The organism is Clostridium sp. Cult3, from assembly GCF_021655115.1.
Taxonomy (GTDB): Bacteria; Bacillota; Clostridia; order Tissierellales; family Tepidimicrobiaceae; genus PPXY01.
Window position 1 is genome coordinate 1 of the sequence record NZ_PPXY01000055.1, and the last position, 19,415, is coordinate 19,415.

Annotated in this window: 18 protein-coding genes, 1 tRNA gene and 2 other annotated features; of the genes, 1 reads left to right on the top strand and 18 read right to left on the bottom strand. The window is 34.9% G+C overall.

Annotated features, from left to right (window positions below; all coding sequences use genetic code 11):
- The 14 genes from C3E88_RS10300 to C3E88_RS10365 form a co-directional block, all read right to left on the bottom strand.
- On the bottom strand, positions 1-84 hold an 84-nt coding region (locus C3E88_RS10300), incomplete at its 3' end, for a GTP-binding protein (protein ID WP_236910097.1).
- 172 nt (positions 85-256) lie between these two features.
- A tRNA-Thr gene (locus C3E88_RS10305) sits at positions 257-332 on the bottom strand.
- 56 nt (positions 333-388) lie between these two features.
- A complete protein-coding gene (gene sigH / locus C3E88_RS10310) occupies positions 389-1,006 on the bottom strand; it encodes an RNA polymerase sporulation sigma factor SigH (RefSeq protein ID WP_236910135.1) in 618 nt (205 codons plus the stop codon).
- 111 nt (positions 1,007-1,117) lie between these two features.
- Positions 1,118-1,651, bottom strand: a complete 534-nt coding sequence (locus C3E88_RS10315; protein ID WP_236910099.1) for an NYN domain-containing protein — start codon at positions 1,649-1,651, stop codon at positions 1,118-1,120.
- The gene (gene rlmB, locus C3E88_RS10320; protein WP_236910100.1) at positions 1,635-2,381 is read right to left on the bottom strand and encodes a 23S rRNA (guanosine(2251)-2'-O)-methyltransferase RlmB; all 747 of its coding nucleotides are present in this window, start codon (positions 2,379-2,381) and stop codon (positions 1,635-1,637) included. The genes C3E88_RS10315 and rlmB overlap by 17 nt, the downstream gene beginning before the upstream one ends.
- Before the next feature lie 36 nt (positions 2,382-2,417).
- On the bottom strand, positions 2,418-3,218 hold the full coding sequence (gene thyX, locus C3E88_RS10325; protein ID WP_236910101.1) for an FAD-dependent thymidylate synthase: 801 nt from the start codon (positions 3,216-3,218) through the stop codon (positions 2,418-2,420).
- On the bottom strand, positions 3,203-4,600 hold the full coding sequence (gene cysS / locus C3E88_RS10330; RefSeq protein ID WP_236910102.1) for a cysteine--tRNA ligase: 1,398 nt from the start codon (positions 4,598-4,600) through the stop codon (positions 3,203-3,205). Before cysS ends, thyX begins: the two co-directional genes overlap by 16 nt.
- A 68-nt stretch (positions 4,601-4,668) precedes the next feature.
- Positions 4,669-4,885, bottom strand: a binding site (T-box leader).
- A gap of 49 nt (positions 4,886-4,934) precedes the next feature.
- Complete coding sequence (gene gltX / locus C3E88_RS10335) at positions 4,935-6,422, bottom strand: glutamate--tRNA ligase (RefSeq protein ID WP_236910103.1); 1,488 nt, start codon at positions 6,420-6,422, stop codon at positions 4,935-4,937.
- Positions 6,423-6,505: 83 nt separating this feature from the next.
- Positions 6,506-7,363 (bottom strand): DUF1002 domain-containing protein, encoded by an 858-nt coding sequence (locus C3E88_RS10340; protein WP_236910104.1) that lies wholly within the window; start codon positions 7,361-7,363, stop codon positions 6,506-6,508.
- Positions 7,364-7,491: 128 nt separating this feature from the next.
- Positions 7,492-9,216 carry a proline--tRNA ligase gene (locus C3E88_RS10345; RefSeq protein ID WP_236910105.1) on the bottom strand — a complete coding sequence of 575 codons (1,725 nt, stop codon included), beginning with the start codon at positions 9,214-9,216 and terminating at the stop codon, positions 7,492-7,494.
- An 81-nt stretch (positions 9,217-9,297) separates the two neighbouring features.
- Positions 9,298-9,509, bottom strand: a binding site (T-box leader).
- A gap of 56 nt (positions 9,510-9,565) precedes the next feature.
- Positions 9,566-10,042 carry a 2-C-methyl-D-erythritol 2,4-cyclodiphosphate synthase gene (gene ispF, locus C3E88_RS10350; RefSeq protein ID WP_236910106.1) on the bottom strand — a complete coding sequence of 159 codons (477 nt, stop codon included), beginning with the start codon at positions 10,040-10,042 and terminating at the stop codon, positions 9,566-9,568.
- Between the two features lie 10 nt (positions 10,043-10,052).
- Positions 10,053-10,793, bottom strand: a complete 741-nt coding sequence (ispD, locus tag C3E88_RS10355) for a 2-C-methyl-D-erythritol 4-phosphate cytidylyltransferase (RefSeq protein WP_236910107.1) — start codon at positions 10,791-10,793, stop codon at positions 10,053-10,055.
- Positions 10,794-10,900: 107 nt separating this feature from the next.
- The gene (locus tag C3E88_RS10360; protein ID WP_236910108.1) at positions 10,901-11,998 is read right to left on the bottom strand and encodes a PIN/TRAM domain-containing protein; all 1,098 of its coding nucleotides are present in this window, start codon (positions 11,996-11,998) and stop codon (positions 10,901-10,903) included.
- Positions 11,999-12,071: 73 nt separating this feature from the next.
- The gene (locus C3E88_RS10365) at positions 12,072-12,554 is read right to left on the bottom strand and encodes a CarD family transcriptional regulator (protein ID WP_236910109.1); all 483 of its coding nucleotides are present in this window, start codon (positions 12,552-12,554) and stop codon (positions 12,072-12,074) included.
- Between the two features lie 214 nt (positions 12,555-12,768).
- On the opposite strand from C3E88_RS10365, the gene C3E88_RS10370 reads away from it, so the two are divergent.
- A complete protein-coding gene (locus C3E88_RS10370) occupies positions 12,769-13,191 on the top strand; it encodes a DUF1573 domain-containing protein (RefSeq protein WP_236910110.1) in 423 nt (140 codons plus the stop codon).
- 28 nt (positions 13,192-13,219) lie between these two features.
- Here C3E88_RS10370 and disA read toward each other — a convergent pair whose 3' ends face one another.
- The 4 genes from disA to C3E88_RS10390 form a co-directional block, all read right to left on the bottom strand.
- Positions 13,220-14,290 (bottom strand): DNA integrity scanning diadenylate cyclase DisA, encoded by a 1,071-nt coding sequence (gene disA / locus C3E88_RS10375; protein WP_236910111.1) that lies wholly within the window; start codon positions 14,288-14,290, stop codon positions 13,220-13,222.
- Between the two features lie 205 nt (positions 14,291-14,495).
- Complete coding sequence (gene radA / locus C3E88_RS10380; protein WP_236910112.1) at positions 14,496-15,890, bottom strand: DNA repair protein RadA; 1,395 nt, start codon at positions 15,888-15,890, stop codon at positions 14,496-14,498.
- 35 nt (positions 15,891-15,925) lie between these two features.
- Positions 15,926-18,358 (bottom strand): ATP-dependent Clp protease ATP-binding subunit, encoded by a 2,433-nt coding sequence (locus tag C3E88_RS10385; protein ID WP_236910136.1) that lies wholly within the window; start codon positions 18,356-18,358, stop codon positions 15,926-15,928.
- 21 nt (positions 18,359-18,379) lie between these two features.
- Positions 18,380-19,402 carry a protein arginine kinase gene (locus C3E88_RS10390; RefSeq protein ID WP_236910113.1) on the bottom strand — a complete coding sequence of 341 codons (1,023 nt, stop codon included), beginning with the start codon at positions 19,400-19,402 and terminating at the stop codon, positions 18,380-18,382.
- Between the last annotated feature and the right edge of the window lie 13 nt (positions 19,403-19,415).

Here is a 19,415-nt window from a genome sequence, read left to right on the forward strand (position 1 = left end):
TAATGTGGTTTTACCATGGTCTACGTGACCTATAGTTCCTATATTTACGTGAGGTTTAGTTCTTTCAAATTTTGCTTTACCCATTTTCTATTCCTCCTTAATAATTTTAATCATCAAAGAAAGGACATTGAACATCCCTTTTACCTCATTGAAGGGAGTATTCTTGCAAAATGACGATGAATTTTAGTATATACAATTTACAAAACCTAGTACAAGGAAACTGTCCCGGGTGTTTCTTTATCATTGCTATTATTTTTGGAGCCCATGACCGGACTTGAACCGGTGACCTCTTGCTTACCATGCAAGTGCTCTACCTGCTGAGCTACATGGGCATCTTATCCACTGTAACATATTTTACTACCAACATATTTTATTGTCAATAGCTAATTTAATTTTCCCTTAACTCCAAATACCTTTCTAGCTTGCGTTTAACCCTTTGTAAAGCATTATCAATGCTTTTAACATGCCTGTCCAGCTCACCAGCTATCTCTTGGTAAGATTTGCCATCTAGATAGGCCATGAGCACTTCCCATTCTAAATCGCTTAATAGTTCAACGATTTGGTTTTCCATAGAATACAATTCCTCACTACTAATTATTAACTCTTCTGGATCGGTAACCTTTGCTCCAGATATGACATCTAATAAAGTCCTATCCGATTCTTCATCGTATATAGGCTTGTTTAATGATATATAGGAGTTTAGTGGTATATGCTTCTGTCTAGTAGCAGTTTTTATTGCAGTAATTATCTGCCTAGTTATACAGAGTTCAGCAAAGGCTTTAAATGAGGTAAGCTTGTCCCTATCATAATCTCGAATAGCTTTATAAAGTCCAATCATTCCCTCTTGGATAATATCTTCCCTATCTGCTCCAATTAGGAAATAAGATCTAGCCTTTAGCCTGACAAAGTTTTTATATTTCGTCATAAGATAATCTAAAGCTAAGGGATCGCCGGATCTTGCCTCTTCTACCACATCTTCATCTACCATATCTTTGTAAATTGTCATATCCAACTCATTGTATAGTCCTAATCCCACCACATATCCCCTCCAGTGTTCTGTTTGTAAAGCAATACCATAATTAACTAAATTATAAATAAATATAAGCTGATAGTCAAGTTATTCCTTCTTTTCACCCCATTTGTTAAGCTTTTTTAATGTTTCTTCGTCTAATCTTCCTATAAGTAGATCATTTTTTGCGTTTTCTACCCTCCTTTTCTGTTTTTCCCTTCTCTTATAATTTAATATTTCTAATTCCAATTCTCTAGCAGATATTCTAGTGCCACCTCTACCTAGTATTATCTGTTGTTCCATCCAATCCGAGGTAGCCACCCTTACTTTTACCATTCTACCAATGTCATCTAACACCTTTTCAATATATTGGTCTGCTGTTTCGTTTTCCTTTGTATAAATTACCTCAACTTCTTTAATGGTATCCTTCTTACCGCTGTTTCCCTTCACTAGATGGGCGTCAAATACAACTATTACCTTTATCCCAGAATAGTGTTGATACTCTCCCATTATATCCATTAACTCTTCTCGTGCTACCTCTAAACTTATATCGCTCAACTCCCTTAAATTGTTCCAAGAATTAATTATATTGTAACCGTCTACAAATAAATATTCTTTCTGGCTTTTATCTTTTCTTGCCATAGTTCTGTCTTACCACTTCATATATTAGTATTGAGGCAGCATTTGAAGCGTTTAAAGAAGTAATTTGTCCAAGCATGGGGATTTTTACTAAAAAGTCGCATTTTTCTTTAACCAATCTAGATATTCCTTTGCCTTCACTTCCTATTACCAATGCTATAGGACCTGTTAACTCTAAATCATAATAATAATCTTCTCCCCTTATATCAGCTCCATATATCCAGAGACCCTTTCGCTTTAATTCTTCTATAGCATCAGATATATTGTTTACCTTTGCAACAGATATGTGTTCTACTGCTCCTGCAGAACTCTTATAAACTGCTCCTGTCACATGGGCAGATCTTCTCTTAGGAATAATAACTCCATGTACTCCTCCACACTCAGCTGTTCGAAGGATGGCCCCTAGATTATGTGGATCTTCAATTTCATCTAGTATTAGCAAGAAAGGTGGTTGATTTAACTTTTTTGCTATTTGTAAAATTTCATCTATGGAAGAATACACATAAGGAGCAACTAGAGCAGCCACTCCTTGGTGAACACTTTCTTGGGATATTTGATCTAATCTAGCCTTGTCTACCTCTTGTATATTTATGTTTCTATCCTTTGCTATACCTATAATCTTTTTTATAGATCCTCTTAATTCTCCCTTTAATATAAGTATCTTTTCTATTTCTTTTTCCGTTTTCAATACTTCTAATACGGGATTTCTTCCAACTATATATTGTTCCTTCATGGTAAACTCCTACTTTCTATATCTATTTAACTTTTGTTATATATCGTTGAATTTTTCTCTAACTTCCAATATCTTTCCACAAGTCATATTACCTTCTGGGCAAGGTCCGTTTAAACAAGCTGGTCCAGCATTTTTAAATAGATTAGGATAGACTCCTTTCACTAGCCTTAACATCTCTATTGCCATATCCCTTATTTCCCATTGAGCTCGATTACAGGTTCTTAGTCTAAAGAAGTTTAACAGGGAACGGGCATTCATAGTAAATACGATTTTAGTCTCACAAGCATTGGGAAATACATATCGGGCATCTTCTATTGCTTGCTTTTCTGATTTTTGTCTAGCTTCCTTTTCACCTACACCCCGATCTATGAAATCGTAGTAGTATTTGTTAAACAACATATCCGTCAGACGATTATAGTATTCTTGATCCTTTTCCATAGCTTCAATGAACAGTTGCTTAGCTTCTTCATCCTTTGCAATAGACGGTGGTATTATATATTCAAATTGGTCTAGTCTTACGTACCTTTGAGATTGTTGGGAATAACTTGCTATTCTATGTCTTACTAGCTGGTGGGTTAAAGTTCGGGAAACTCCTTCTACTCCAAAGGTAAAGTTTATATGCTCTATGGGAGATTCATGACCTAGATCCACTAGCATTTCCAAAAAGTTTTCTGTAGTTTTATCATCAAGATTTTGTTCTATATCGCTAATACCAACCGGTGAATAACATAGTTTTGCTGCAGAAGCAATTAATCTTTCACCGTCTGGCGTATATCTCATTAATTCTACCTTCAAGACCTTTCCCCCCTTTTCATTTGTAACTAAATCCTCTTCCATTTTACTCCTTCTTTAGTATCCTCTAGAAGGATCCCCTTTTCCTTCAGTGCATCCCTTATTTCATCGGCTAATTTATAATTCTTTTCTTTTCTCGCTTGCGTCCTTTTCTCTATTAGCTTCACTATCTCATTTTCTAGAATTTTCTCCTCTTTAGAGAGTATACCTAAAACTTTAGATAGACCCATTAGAACTTGATAAGTATATTGTACCACATATTTGGGTGTTCGTTGGCTAAAATTAGTATTAGCATATCTAACCATATCAAACAAACTAGCTATGGCATCAGCAGTGTTTAAATCGTCCTCCATACTGTTGGTAAAATTATCCTTATATATATCTATCTGTTTAAGTAAAGCTCTATCCTCTCTATCTAAAGCTTTATCTTCTGTCCTGTCTACAAGATACTCTAGGTTGTTCTTACCATTATACAGTCTCTCTAAACCGTTTTCTAGCTGTTTCATTACATCTCTATTAAAGTTTATAGGATTTCTATAATGGGCAGATATCAAAAAGAAACGCAGTGTTTCCAGATCAAATTCCTTTTGAATATCTCTAACCGTAAAGAAGTTACCCAGAGATTTGCTCATCTTTTGATCTTCTATTGTCAACATACCATTATGAAGCCAATAATTTGCAAAAGGTTTTTCCGTCAATGTTTCCGATTGAGCAATCTCATTTTCATGATGGGGAAACTGTAAATCTTCTCCCCCAGCATGGATGTCTATAGTATCCCCTAAAAGAGTTTTAGCCATAACAGAGCATTCAATATGCCAACCTGGTCTTCCTTTGCCCCATGGACTATCCCACCAAGGCTCTCCTTCCTTCGCCTTTTTCCACAGAGCAAAATCTAGAGGATTTCTCTTTTCATCATTGACTACCACCCTTGCTCCCGATATCAAATCATCGATATTTTTTTTAGATAACTTACCATAGTCTTCTGTACTATTTATGTCAAAGTATACATTTCCATCTACATTGTAAGCAGCACCTTTTTCGATTAATCCCTCTACAAATTCAATGATAGGCTGTATGAATTCCGTAGCCCGTGGGTGTACTGTTTTTTCTTCATATAGATTTAATCCCTTGGCATCTTCAATAAATGCTTCAATATATTTATCTGCTATTTCCTTTGCATTGGTCTTCTCTTTATTGGCTTTATTGATAATCTTATCATCTATATCGGTAAAATTTACAACGTATTTTACATCATAACCTTTATATATAAAATATCTTCTTAATGTATCAAATACCACCAGTGGTCTTGCATTGCCTACATGGATATAATCATATACCGTAGGACCACATACATACATAGTCACTTTTCCATCCTCAATTGGTATGAATTTTTCCTTTTTTCTAGTCAAAGTATTGAATAGTTTCATTCCTAAATCCTCCCCTCTCTAATCAATGCACGATGTCCAACTTACAATTGACAAAAACCGCCTCTAATTAAAGAGACGGCTAATCCGTGGTTCCACTCTATTTGAGGAATGTCCTCCACTCTATTACGTATAACGTCGTTACCCGTATTGCCCTACTATAAAACTTCAGGCCCTAAGTTCAGAGACGCACTTCAACTTTAACTCATCCTAAGAGCTTTTCTCAGCCTATGAAAGCTCCTCTCTTTTAAGCTGTTAAAGCCTACTTTTTCCCGTCTTAACCGGTAAATATTAAACATCTTATATAACTTTAACCTAATATTAAATTCACGTTAAGTTAATCCTTTAAATAATGTTTCTCTACATAGTCTATTCTATTCAATATGTTTTGTTTACCTAGAAGATATATAATATTTGCCAATTCTGGTCCATGGGTATTTCCTGTTAAAGCTACTCTTACAGGCATAAACAGTTTTTTACCTTTTATGCCTGTACTCTTTTGTATCTTTTTCATGAGACCTTTTGCATCTTCTTCATGGATTTCATCTAAAGAGTTAACCTCTTCTTTAATTGCGTTTAAAAGGGTTGGTACTTGTTCTCCCTTTAATACTTCCAAAGCCTCGTCATCTTCTAATTGAACTTTATCTTCAAAGAAAATATCTACCTTATCTACTACTTCCGCTACAGTTGATAAGCTCTCCCTTATTGTATCCATCATGACCTTTAACCAATGGAAATGTTCTTTTGCAAATTGATCATCTATATAGCCAGCTTCTATTAGATAAGGTATGGAAAGTTTCGTTAATTCCTCTAAATTATATTCTCTTATATAATGGCCATTTACCCAGTCCAATTTATCTTTATCAAATATTCCTCCAGTTTTAGATACTCTTTCAAAGGAAAACTCCTCTATTAACCCTTCCATATCAAATATTTCCTCGTTGCTTTCTGGACTCCAACCTACTAAAGCTAAATAATTAACCAATCCTTCTGGCAAATATCCCTTATCCTTAAAATCATCTACGGAGACATCTCCATGGCGTTTGCTTAGTTTCTTCCTATCCTTATTTAGTACTGTAGGCAAATGGACATAAGTAGGTTTATCCCATCCAAACACCTCATATAAATACACATGTTTTGGCGTTGAGGGTAGCCACTCTTCTCCCCTTACTACATGGGTAATTTTCATAAGATGATCATCTATGACTACAGCTATATGATAAGTAGGAAATCCATCAGATTTTAATAATACTTGGTCGTCCATATCCTCTGTATTTATGACTATATCCCCTCTTACCATATCGTGAAAATGAATATCCTTGTCATGAGGCAATTTCAATCTAACTACATATTCTTCACCATTAGCTATTCTCTGTTTTGCTTCTTCAAGACTTAAGCTTCTACAAAATCCATCGTATTTAGGAATTAAACCCTTTATTTTTTGTTCTTCTCTAACCTTATCCAATCTATCCTTGGAACAGAAACAGTAATAAGCATCTCCTTTTTCCACTAACTCATCTATATATTTCCTATATATATCCAATCTCTCCGATTGTATATAAGGTCCATATTGACCTTTTTGAATGATCTTTCCATCCTCTAAAAAAACTCCTTCGTCGTATTCAATACCAGCCCAGTATAGGGATTCTATAAGGTTTTCAATTGCTCCTTCTACATACCTAGTCCTGTCAGTATCCTCGATTCTCAATAAGAACTCACCTTTATTATGCCTTGCAAATAGATAATTATATAAAGCCGTCCTAAGGCCACCTATATGTAGATATCCTGTAGGACTTGGTGCAAATCTAACTCTAACATTCTGCAAACCTATAACCTCCTCTTATTTAATTACTTATATATCATATACTAGATTATATACTAGTTTATTTTTAGTGTAAATATACCCTTTTATCCAAACAATTTATTAAAAAAGTTGACTATGGCATCTAATATTCTTTCCACTAAAGATCTAATCTCTATATTTTGCTCAGTGATCTTGTCAATTTTACCGGATATATCCTTCAGCTGTTCTTTAATCTGATCTATATCTAAGTTCAACTTAGATATGCCCTTCATAAGGGATACTATTTGATCCCTTTGTTCCTTAGTCAGCTCTATTCCTAGCTCCTCAGCCATTTCATCTGTAACTTTTTTAATAGAACCTTTATTTTTTATGTCATTTTTTATTACATACATTTTTATACTACTGATTAACTCTTCAGCTTCCTCTTGGCCTATCTCATTTCCTAATGTAGCGGTCTTAGCTATTTCTTCACTGGCTACCTTCTTCTCCATTTCAGTAATTTCTTCTCCTGTAATATCTTCAAAAGCCTTGATTACTCCTGTTAAGGCAGCAGTACCGGATACTTGGAAAGGGCTAGACACCTTAACTTTGGCATCTTCTATGCCAGCTGTTACCAAAGCGTTTCTATACATATCGTTGGTAACCCAAGTAATATTGTTTGATTCTACAGATATTCCTTCACCCTCCGGAAGTTTTTCTACACACGCAGAAGATATAGCCCTTGTCCCAAGAAGTTTTTCATCAATATATTTTCCTAAGTATTCCCTTTCTTCCTCATTTGTAACCTCTATAATCTTTACATTTTCATCTACCCCAAATTGATTTAACATTTGGTTTCGCTGTTCTGAATCTAAATTCTTCCCTAGACTCACAACAATCTGATTGGTTTCGGCATCTGCAAAGACCATACTCGAAAAAATAAAAACAACTACTAATATTAAGGATAGGACTCTTTTTTTCATTGCTTTTCCCCCCATATTTAAAATATAGCTTCTTTAGATAGAATACCCTATTAATTTAAATATTACAAGTTTGTTATGATTATATATTATTTATAAAAGTAGAATAAGGCTGGATATCCAGCCCTATTTTAAATTCCTATTCCTTCTTTTTTAAATTCATCTATGACATTGCTCATTATCTCATCTGCAGGAATCTCAGTTCTTTCATTATCCTTTCTTAAGGAATATTCCACAATATTTTCGGCAGCTCTTTTACCTACCGTAATCCTTATGGGTATACCTATTAGATCTCTATCATTAAATTTGACTCCAGCTCTTTCGTTCCTATCATCTAACAATACCTCTATCCCCTTATGGGTTAATTCCTTATATATCCTTTCTCCAAGTTCTATTTGTTCTTCTTTTTTTGTATTTATAACTGTTATTATCACATGATAAGGCGCTACTATCAGTGGCCATATTATACCATTTTCATCATGATATTGTTCCACTATAGCAGACATAGATCTAGATACACCTACTCCATAGGAACCCATAACAATAGGTTTTTCCTTACCATTCTCGTCTAGATAAGTAGACTTAAGGCTATCGCTATATTTCGTACCAAGTTGGAATATGTTTCCCACTTCAATGCCTCTATCTATTAGTAAGGGTTTGCCACATTTTGGACAGATATCCCCTTCCTCTATGAGCAATAGATCCTCCACCACTTCCCCTGTAAAATCTCTTCCGTAATTTACATTTTTTAAATGATAATCAGTTTCATTTCCTCCTACTATTATGTTGTTCATGTTTGTTATTCTTGAGTCTACTAGTACTTTTACATCCTCCTTAAGGCCTACTGGACCTGTAAACCCTTTGTCAGCTCCACTAATCCTTTTTATTGTTTCTTCATCTGCTAATTCCAATTCGTGTTCTGGTGCTTTTAAATAATTGCACAATTTGGTTTCGTTCAATTCCCTATCTCCTGGGATAATGGCTACCACTGGTTCCCCAAGAACCTTATACACTAGGGCCTTTCCGAAATTACCTTTATCTATATGGAAAAAGTCTACTAAGTCATCAATGGTGGTAGCATTAGGAGTATATACCTTCTCCATATTCCCCATCTCTTCCTCTGCCTTTTTAACATCATAAACCACTGTAGCTTTTTCATCGGTAGCAGCATAATCACAATTGTCACAATATGCTACTAAACTTTCTCCAACTTCTGACATAGCCATGAATTCATGGGAATGGTTTCCTCCCATGGCGCCAGAATCTCCTTCCACTACCTTATACTTCATCTTCAATCTAGTGAATATCCTTTCATAGGCTTCCCACATGTCTTGGTAGGATTTTTTCATTCCTTCTTCATCTTTGTCAAAGCTATAAGCATCTTTCATAATAAATTCCCTAGCCCTTATCAAACCAAATCTTGGCCTTTTTTCATCTCTGTATTTAGTTTGGATCTGATATAGATTTAAGGGCAATTGTTTATAGGATTTTACCTCATCCTTTATAAGAGATGTAAAGTATTCCTCATGGGTTGGTCCTAAGCAAAATTCCCTAACATTTCTGTCCTTTAGTTTAAACATCTCTGGTCCAAAGTTTTCCCATCTTCCACTAGCTTCCCAAAGCTCCTTAGGCTGAATAGCTGACATCAACAATTCTTGGGAACCTGCGTTATCCATCTCCTCTCTAACGATATCCTCAATCTTTCTGATGACCCTATATCCAAGAGGCAGATAAGAATATACCCCCGATACCAATTTACGCATCATTCCTGCTCGTAGCAATAGCTTATGACTGGGAATTTCTGCTTCCGATGGCACCTCTCTTAAAGTTGGCATATATAATTTGGACATCCTCATATTATATTTCTCCTCCTTTTTTAATCTTTTTTATGATATTTACGGGATAAGTCGATTAATAAAAAACCTTTCATCTCAATAAATAGAGACGAAAGGTTTAATTCCGTGGTACCACTCTAATGAGCTTAAAATATAAGCCCTCTTAAAGTTTTAACGCAACTAACGTTTAAGCCTACTATATTCAGCCTAAATGCTCTAGAAGGGGTTCAATATCAAGGGGGTCAGAAATCTTCCACCTAATGATTTCCTCTCTTGGACCATTAATATTTACTGTTTTCTATCATAGCATATATTAATAATTAGATTAATAATACTAAAATCTATGTAAAATGTCAAATATCTTCATATCCTATTCTATAGGTAGCAATAAACAAATACTATGAGCTGCAATGCCTTCTTCTTTGCCCTCAAAACCTAGTTTTTCCGTTGTAGTAGCCTTTATATTCATATTCGATACAGGTATATTTAATACATTAGAAACTTTCCTTCTCATATCTTCAACGTAAGGAGCCATCTTCGGTCTTTGAGCTACTATAATACTATCGATATTCCCTACTGTATATTGGGCCTCTGTCATAATCTGATATACTCTCTCTAACAATATAAGGCTAGAAATGTCTTTGTATCTATCGTCAGTATCCGGGAAGTGTTTGCCTATATCCCCTAATGCCAATGCCCCTAGTATACTATCCATAATAGCATGAATTAATACATCTGCATCGGAGTGGCCTAACAATCCTCTCTCAAATGGTATGTCCACTCCTCCTATTATCAACTTTCTATTTTTAACTAGTTTATGAACATCATAACCTATTCCTATTCTCAATTTTTTCACCCTATCTACCTTGAAATGCAAATTCTCTTCTACTAAATATGGTATCCCTATCCTTTACCAATGATTCAGCTATAATCAAATCCTCTGGGGTTGTTATCTTTATATTTTCATAACTTCCCATGACCATTTTCACATCTAGGCCTAATCTTTCTACTATAGCCCCATCATCGGTACCTACAAATCCATCCTCTATTGCTCTTCTATATCCTTCCATAATAATATGTTTCTTAAAACATTGGGGAGTCTGCGCTGCCCACAGCAAATCCCTGTTAGGAGTTTTGTCAATATTGTTATGGTTTCCAACTACCTTTATGGTATCCTTAACGGGAACCCCAACTACACATGCTCCGTGTTCTGAAGCAGACTTTATTCCATCTACTATATTTTCCATCTTTACAAAGGGTCTTGCCCCATCATGGGATAACACTATATCACATCGTTCATCCAGGGCCAAAATTCCATTGTATACCGAATCCTGTCTTTCTTTTCCCCCTCTGACGATCTTAGTTACCTTGTTAAAGTTATATCTCCTTACTATCTCTTTTCTACAATATTCTATTTCATCTTCTTTAGCCACTACTATTATTTCATCTACGTATTTACATCTTTCAAACTTCTCTATAGCGTGAGCAAGTATAGGCTTATCATTTATGGAAATAAACTGTTTGTTTATCTTGCTTCCCATTCTATTGCTCATTCCAGCTGCAGCAATTATAGCTGAAATGTATTGGTTCTTATACATTTGATTCACCTCTCACCTATTATAGCACATAAAAATGGAATGTGAAATATTTTATATGTCTATAATACCCCAAAAAAACAAAAATATTAGGGCCAAATGATTTGACCCTAAACTGCTCTATCTGCCATAGTCTTTGGCTTTGCGAAGATCATCCTTCCTGCAGAAGTTTGCAACACACTAGTTACCAAAACATCTATAGTCTCTCCAATATGTTTCTTACCACTTTCAACTACTATCATAGTTCCATCGTCTAAATAAGCCAACCCTTGACCAGATTCCTTGCCATCCTTTATCACTTGAACGACCATTTCTTCTCCTGGTAATACTACAGGTTTAACTGCATTAGCTAATTCGTTAATATTCAATACATCTATACCCTGAACCTCTGCTACTTTGTTTAAATTATAATCATTGGTGATGATCTTTCCTTTTAACAACTGTGTAAGTTTTAATAGCTTAGTATCTACCTCTTTCACGTCGTTAAATTTCTTATCATGGATTATTACCTCAATATCCAATTCCTTTTGTATCTTATTTAATATATCCAAGCCCCTTCTTCCTCTATTTCTTTTAAGGGCATCAGAAGAATCAGCTATATGCTGCAACTCTTCTAGAACAAATTCTGGTATGACCAAAGGTCCTTCAATAAATCCCGTCTTACAGATATCTGCAATTCTTCCATCTATAATAACACTAGTATCCAACACCTTTGGACAAGACTTACAATTGGTCTTTAGTTTGTCTTTACCGCTACCTTTCTTAAGGTTCCCGATAGTGTTGGAAAAATCCTCTTTTTTTCTGGTAGGGACCTTTATCCCAAGATATCCAAATATCGCATAAAGAAAAATAGAAATGATAACTCCCAAATATGGAATGCCAAGATTATAAAATGGTTGACTCAATAGATAAGCAATTATCAATCCAATGATCAACCCAACAGACCCCAATGCAATTTCATAAGCGGGAACTTTTTGAAGCTCCGATTCAAAAAATTGAATGGACTTCCTTCCACCTTTTATCATCTTTGGGGCCAGTAAGAAAAATATAATTCCAAATATTATACTTACACCTGCATATACCACTAAACTTAACCAGCCTTTGTTTGATAAGCTTATTATCTCCAAAGCCTTTAATCCAGCAACTGTACCATATCCAATTAATAAGCCTATCAAACTAATTATGCCTCTTATTATCTTGTCAATCATTAGTTCACCTCCCATAGTATATTTATTACCATAAAAATAAATAATATAACCAAAAAATAATATTTAATTTACATCATGCAAAATTAACTGCTTCATCGATTAGCCTTTCTGTTTCTTCCTGGTCATAATCGGATGCCAACACGATCTCACTAATCAACATCTGTTTAGCGCTATTTAGCATTTTTCTCTCTCCTGTTGAAAGTCCTTTTTCTGCATCTCTTAGCATTAAATTTCTTACAACAGAAGCGATTTCGAATATGTCCCCAGATTTTATCTTTTCCATGTTTATTCTATAGCGTCTGTTCCAATTTTGAGGCATTTTAGTCTTATCACCTTTTAGAATAGTCAATACCCTTTCCATATCGCTGTCATCAATTATCTCTCTAATACCAATCTCTTCTACATTGTCTACAGGTATCATAACTTTCATTTCTCCAATGGGCATCTTCATTACATAATACTTTCTTTTTTCTCCTAAAATTTCTTTCTCTTCAATACCTTCAATCACCCCAGCACCATGCATAGGATAAACAACCTTGTCACCAATATTAAACATAGTACAACCTCCCATCATACTACTATCCATTATATTATACAATAATAGGCAAAGGTTGTAAAGCTTATATTTTACCATACTCATATTTCCCTTGTCAACTATTTCTTAAGCGATAATATTTCCAAAAATATATTGTTAGAAATATTTGACAAATGCTTGTCCCTATCAGTATAATAAAATCATAACCAATAATCATTTGACAGGGGTGGACTAAATGGACTTAAATGAAAATGTTATTAGTATTAAAAAAAATTTAAATATGGATGATTTTCAAAATCAAGTAGATGATGTGCTTATTAGACATAAAAGCATCTTGGATATAATCACAAAACTAGACGAATATACTGCAAGAATCAATCGAGCTGTAATTAAATCTGCCACTTCCTGTGGTTGCATTGAGATTAACGCCACAAAGCAAAATTATAATAGGGATTCTCTAGAAGAGATTAAGAACAGTTTAGAAAGCCATGTAGAAGGTAGTCTATGTCCTGGATGTAGAGAGATTTTAGAAGAAGAAATAGGCGCATATTTATTTTATCTAGCAGCACTATGCAATACATTGGATGTAAATATGTCCGATGCTATGTTAAGGGAGTACAGTAATACCAAGGCTTTAGGCATTTTTAGCCTCAAATAGGACTAATATAAAGAGGGCTAGGGATCTTTTAGCCCTTTGATTTCCTATTCATATCAACCGGAATTTGATCTCTATACCTTTTTAACCCTTCAACAATGCTTACAGATCTAATCTGCCCTACCCCTTCTACTAGATCCATCTCATCCATAGAGGCATTTACTATGTTTTGAAAGGTTCCAAAGGATTCTATGACGTTTTCAATAACATAATGGGGAATCCTCGGAATCTTATTTAGTATCCGGTAGCCTTTTGGTGCTACCTTTATATCCAATGTCTTCAATCCCTCATTATAGCCTAATAAATTAGCTATTTCATTTAAATCTAATAGTTTCTGAGAATTTAGATTACCTATTCTATTGATTATGGGTATATAGTCCTTTTTATTGCCATTTTTATAATCCTTGACCAGGTTTATGCAATCTTCCTCAACTCCATCCATCAGTTCTCTTACCTGCATATTTAAAAGCCTTCCTTCTGTTCCTAATTCTGATATATACATATCTATTTCCTTTCCGATCCTTGAAACCATTTCCGTTTTCTGAAGAACTTTGACTACATCATATAAGGTTGTTGAGTCTTGAAACTCTGAAATAGTCAAAGTATTCATATACTGATCAAGCACATTTTTATATCTTTCTAAGGTTTGTACTGCTTGATTAGTCCTATTTAATATCTCATTAATATCCTTTAATATATATTTATAATTGGATTTATAAAGGGTTATAATATCCCTTTTTTTAGAAATGGATATTACCAATGTATTAGTCTGCTTTGCTACCCTTTCAGCAGTTTTATGTCGAGTTCCCGTCTCCTTTGAATCGATATGGTGACAAGGTAATAGTTGAGCATTAGCATATAGTATTCTCTTTAAGTCGCTGCTAAGTATTATAGCACCGTCCATCTTTGCTAGTTCATATATATTTGAAGGAGTATATTCACAGTTTATATAAAAACCTCCATGAACGATATCCAACACTTCTTTAGTATTTCCCAATACTATTAAAGCCCCTGTTTTTGCATTTATTATATTATCTAGGCCGGCCCTTAAGGAAGTCCCAGGAGCAACAATCTTTAATGTTTCATACAAATCCATATTCATATAATAACCTCCAAGCTTATCTACTTCACAAGATATTATATGAATAATTTAACATTCTAATACTAAAAAAATATAAAGAGCCATATAAACCTGCAATATCTCTAGTTTTAGCCGAATAAGAGATTCTTCGTTAATGTGCAGAAGGACATTTTCTTTGCCATTCTAAACACAAGGTGAAGAATCTCATGTTTTTTAATTTTTTCTATCACTGTCTAAAACTACCCCTAAACACATGATCTATTACATCCTGTAAAGTCTTTAATTGTATTACTTGGATATTTTCAAATTCTACATTTTTTTTCAATCCATCCTTTGGTATATAAGCTATCTTGAATCCCATCCTATCCAACTCCCTAATTCTAGCCTCCATAGATGGAATCTTCTTTAATTCTCCAGTAAGACCTACCTCTGCAATAAATACTACATCATTTGGAATGCCTTTGTTTACGACAGAAGATACTATGCTCATTATAATAGCTAAGTTTACCGATTGTTCACTTAATTTTAATCCTCCGGTAGCTTTAATAACTACATTTTTATCATATAAACTAATATTACCTCTCTGCTCCAGAATAGATATTAACGTACTTAACTGATCCCTTCTTAAGCATTCACCAATCCTTGAAGGATAAGGGGTGAAGGAGTGAGAAACTAGGGACTCTATTTCAACTATAATAAGTCTAGAGCCTTCTTTTATTACCGATAAGGCCGAGCCAGGTACAAGCTCACCATACTCTCTTTTGGTTATAAAATATTCAGAGGGGTTGTCTATAGGAATCATCCCTTCTTCCGACATAGAAAACAATCCTATTTCTCCAGTTCTTCCAAATCTATTTTTAGTAGCCATTAAAGTCCTTAATTCTTCATCACTTTCTCCCTCTAGATACAAAACCGTATCCACCAAATGTTCCAGGGTTCTAAGACCAGCCATTTCATTTGCCTTCGTCATATGTCCTACCATTATTACAGCTCTAGGCCTGTTTTTATTCTTGGCTATATCTACTAGTGCATTGGCACATTCTATTGTCTGAATAGGAGAACCAGCTCTTGAGTCAAATTCATCTAAAGAAAAAGTTTGAATACTATCTATGATAATTAAATCTGGATCTATTTCTTCTACAGTTTCTAACACATTATCCATGCTAGTATCAGATAATATCCAGATATGTTCTGGAATCCACTTTAATATCCTATTAGCCCTATTGCTAATTTGGGTCTCACTTTCCTCACCTGAGGCATACAATACCTTATATCCTTTATTTGCCACATCATTAGATATTTCCAGTAGTAAGGTAGATTTACCAGCCCCAGGCCTAGCCGTTACTATGGTTACGGAATCTTTAACAATACCTCCTCCAAGTACTCTATTGAACTCCCCTATATTCGTTTCTATCCTCTGACTAGCATCTGTGTCTACTGAATGTAGTTTCACCGGGGATACTCTTTTTTTGTTCTGAGATTTTCCTTTAGGCGTTTTGGCCTTTGGATCTATTTCTATCTCTTCAAAACTGTTCCAAGAATTACATTCGGAACATCGTCCCATCCATCGGATGCTTTCATACCCACATTTAGAACATTTAAAAACAGTCTTTTTTTTCATATAGAACCTCCAATATGTAAACTGAAACCTATAGCTTAAGCTATAGGTTCCTTGTCAAATACCAGTTTATCTTCTTTAATATCTATTACTATATTATCGTCTTTAGAAACCTTTCCCTTTAGGATTTCTTCTGCTAATTGATCTTCTATCATCTTGGTGATAGTCCTTTCAAGGGGGCGAGCCCCATATACTGGATCAAAACCTTTGCGACTTATATAGTCTACAGTATTATCTGTTACATTTATATTGATATTTAGTTTTTTCATTCTCTTTTCTAGATCTTCTATCATTATACCAACTATTTCTCTTACATCTTCTTCCCTTAGAGAGTGGAATACAATAACTTCATCGATTCTATTTAGAAACTCCGGTCTAAAGGTTCTTTTTAATTCTTCCAATATGGTCTCTTTCATTCTTTCATATTCTTCCTTTTCTTCCTCTTCTACCACGGAAAAACCTAATACATTCTGCTTTCTAATAGACGTAGCTCCTACATTGGAAGTCATTATTATTACTGTATTTTTAAAATCTACAGTTCTTCCCTTAGAATCCGTCAATCTTCCATCGTCTAGTATTTGTAACAATATATTAAACACATCAGGATGAGCTTTTTCTACTTCATCAAATAGAATTACAGAGTAAGGTTTTCTCCTTACTGCTTCTGTTAATTGTCCTCCCTCATCGTATCCTACATATCCTGGTGGAGAACCTACAAGCCTTGATACTGAGTGTTTTTCCATATACTCACTCATGTCTATCCTTATCATTGAATCTTCATCACCAAATAGAGTCTCTGCTAATGCCTTTGCAAGGTAGGTCTTACCTACTCCTGTTGGTCCAACAAATATGAAAGTCCCTACAGGTTTATTAGGATCCTTTAATCCTACCCTAGCCCTTCTAACTGCATTGGATACCGATTCTACTGCTTGATCTTGACCGATTACCTTTTGGTGAAGGATCTCCTCTAGGTTTAATAGTTTTTGACTTTCTTCCCTAGTCATCTTGCTTACAGGAACTCCTGTCCAGTTAGATACTACATGAGCAATTTCATCATAGCCCACTACCATATTGGAAATTTGTTTCTCCTTTTCCCATCTTGCCTTTTCCCTTTGAAGCTCCTCTTTTAAATTCCTTTCCATATCCCTTATCTTAGCTGCTTTTTCATAGTTTTGGGTATTAACTGCTTCTTCCTTTTCTTGACCTAATTCCTCTAACTTTTCTTCTAAACCCTTCAAGCCATCTGGAGCAACGAAGGATTTAATCCTTATCATAGAACAAGCCTCATCTATTAAATCTATCGCTTTATCCGGTAAAAATCTATCAGTAATATATCTATTGGATAGTTCAACTGCTGCCTTAATAGCCTCATCGGAGATTTCCACCCTGTGATGGGCTTCATACCTATCTCTTAGCCCTTCTAGTATTTTGATAGAATCATCCACGGTGGGTTCCTCTACCATTATTGGCTGGAATCTCCTTTCCAATGCCGAGTCCTTTTCAATATATTTTCTATATTCATCTATAGTAGTGGCTCCAATTATCTGGAGCTCTCCTCGAGCAAGTACAGGTTTCAATATATTAGATGCGTCTATAGCTCCTTCAGCTGCGCCAGCACCAACTATGGTATGAAGTTCGTCTATAAATAGCATTACATTTCCATCTTCCTTTATTTCCTTCATTACAGCCTTTAATCTCTCTTCGAATTCTCCCCTATACTTTGCCCCAGCAATCATTCCAGGTAGATCCAATGTTACTACCCGCTTATCCCTTATTATCTCTGGTACTTGACCCTCAACTATCTTTTGAGCTAAACCTTCTGCAATAGCAGTCTTACCTACACCAGGTTCCCCAATAAGCACTGGATTGTTCTTAGTCCTCCTACTTAATACTTGGATTACCCTTTCTATCTCTTTAGTTCTTCCAATAACTGGATCTATTTTCCCGTCTATGGATAGCTGAGTTAGATCTCTACTGTATTTATCTAGATTAGGTGTAGCGTTGCTACCGCCATCCTGGGATGGTGCTGATTTTGATTGATTATCTGATAACATCTCTAATATATTTTGTTCCAACTTGTCTATGTCTGCCCCTAGTTTTTTTAGTACTACTATAGCCACCCCTTCTCCCTCTTCCAACAATCCTAATAATATATGTTCAGTACCTACATAGTTGTGGCCTAAGTTTCTAGCTTCTAAAAAGCTCAGTTCAAATATCCTCTTAGTTCTAGGGGTAAATCCCATAATATCAGCAGCATAACTTCCCTGCCCAATAGCCTTTATCACTTCGTTTCTAGCACCTTCTAAGGTAACTCCCATATTGTTAAGGGCTACTGCCGCAACCCCTTCTCCCTCTGCTAACAAGCCTAGCAATATATGCTCAGTTCCTACATAGTTATGGCGTAAATTCTTAGCTTCTTCTTGAGCTAACAATATGGATTTTTGAGCCCTTTCTGTAAATCTTCCAAACATCGCCATATTATCCCTCCTATCTTATACACTCATGTATTCTCTTATTAGCGTGGCTCTTTCTATATCTCTTTGATTCTTATTTAATTCTATATTAAATCTTTTTTGAATGCTAGCAGGTTGTATCCCTATCATCAGTTCAGTAATATCCTTAAATTTCATATCATTAATTATACCCATTTCCACGCCCAATCTTACATTGGATAGATGTTTCATCGCTTCTTTAGAAGATATAATTCTAGAATATCTTAAAATGCCTAGGGATCTAAATATTCTATCTTCTAACTGGTTTTTTTGTCTATTTATCAACTCATCTCTTATATTCCTTTCTTTGTTTATGACTTGATATATTACATTTTTTAATTTTTCTATTATCTTCTCTTCCTCTTCTCCTAGAGTAGTTTGATTGGATATTTGATACAAATCCCCTATGGCCTCCGTTCCTTCTCCATATAATCCTCTTACGGTTAAACCAATCTTATTTAACCCTCGAATTAAATTATTTATATGTCCAGTCATAACTAGTGATGGTATATGAACCATAGCAGAAGCCCTAAGCCCTGTACCAACATTAGTAGGGCAGGTAGTTAAATAACCAAAATCCTCATGAAAAGCAAAATTTAAAAAGCTATCGAGAAAATCGTCTATATCGTTACTATGCTTCCATCCATCCTCAAAGTTTAACCCTGGAAGTAATACTTGGGTCCTTAGATGATCTTCTTCATTTATCATTATGGTGACCATTTCATCATCCCTTAATAAAAAACTACTAAGGTCTGATTTTTGGATTAATCCAGGACTAATCAAATGTTCTTCCATATAGCTAACTTTCTGTAGTGGACTTAAATTGCTTATTCTAATAAATTTATAGTTGTGATTGCTAGAAAGATTTTTCATTGCATTTAACACTTCTTGTGTAAGCTTTTCTGACTCCTCTATACTCATCTTCTGAGGGAATCTATAGTTTTCTAAATTTCTTGCAATCCTTATTCTAGTACTGACTACCACATCTTCCTCCAGTCCAGAACCTTCAAACCATCTGGTCATTCCTATCACCTCT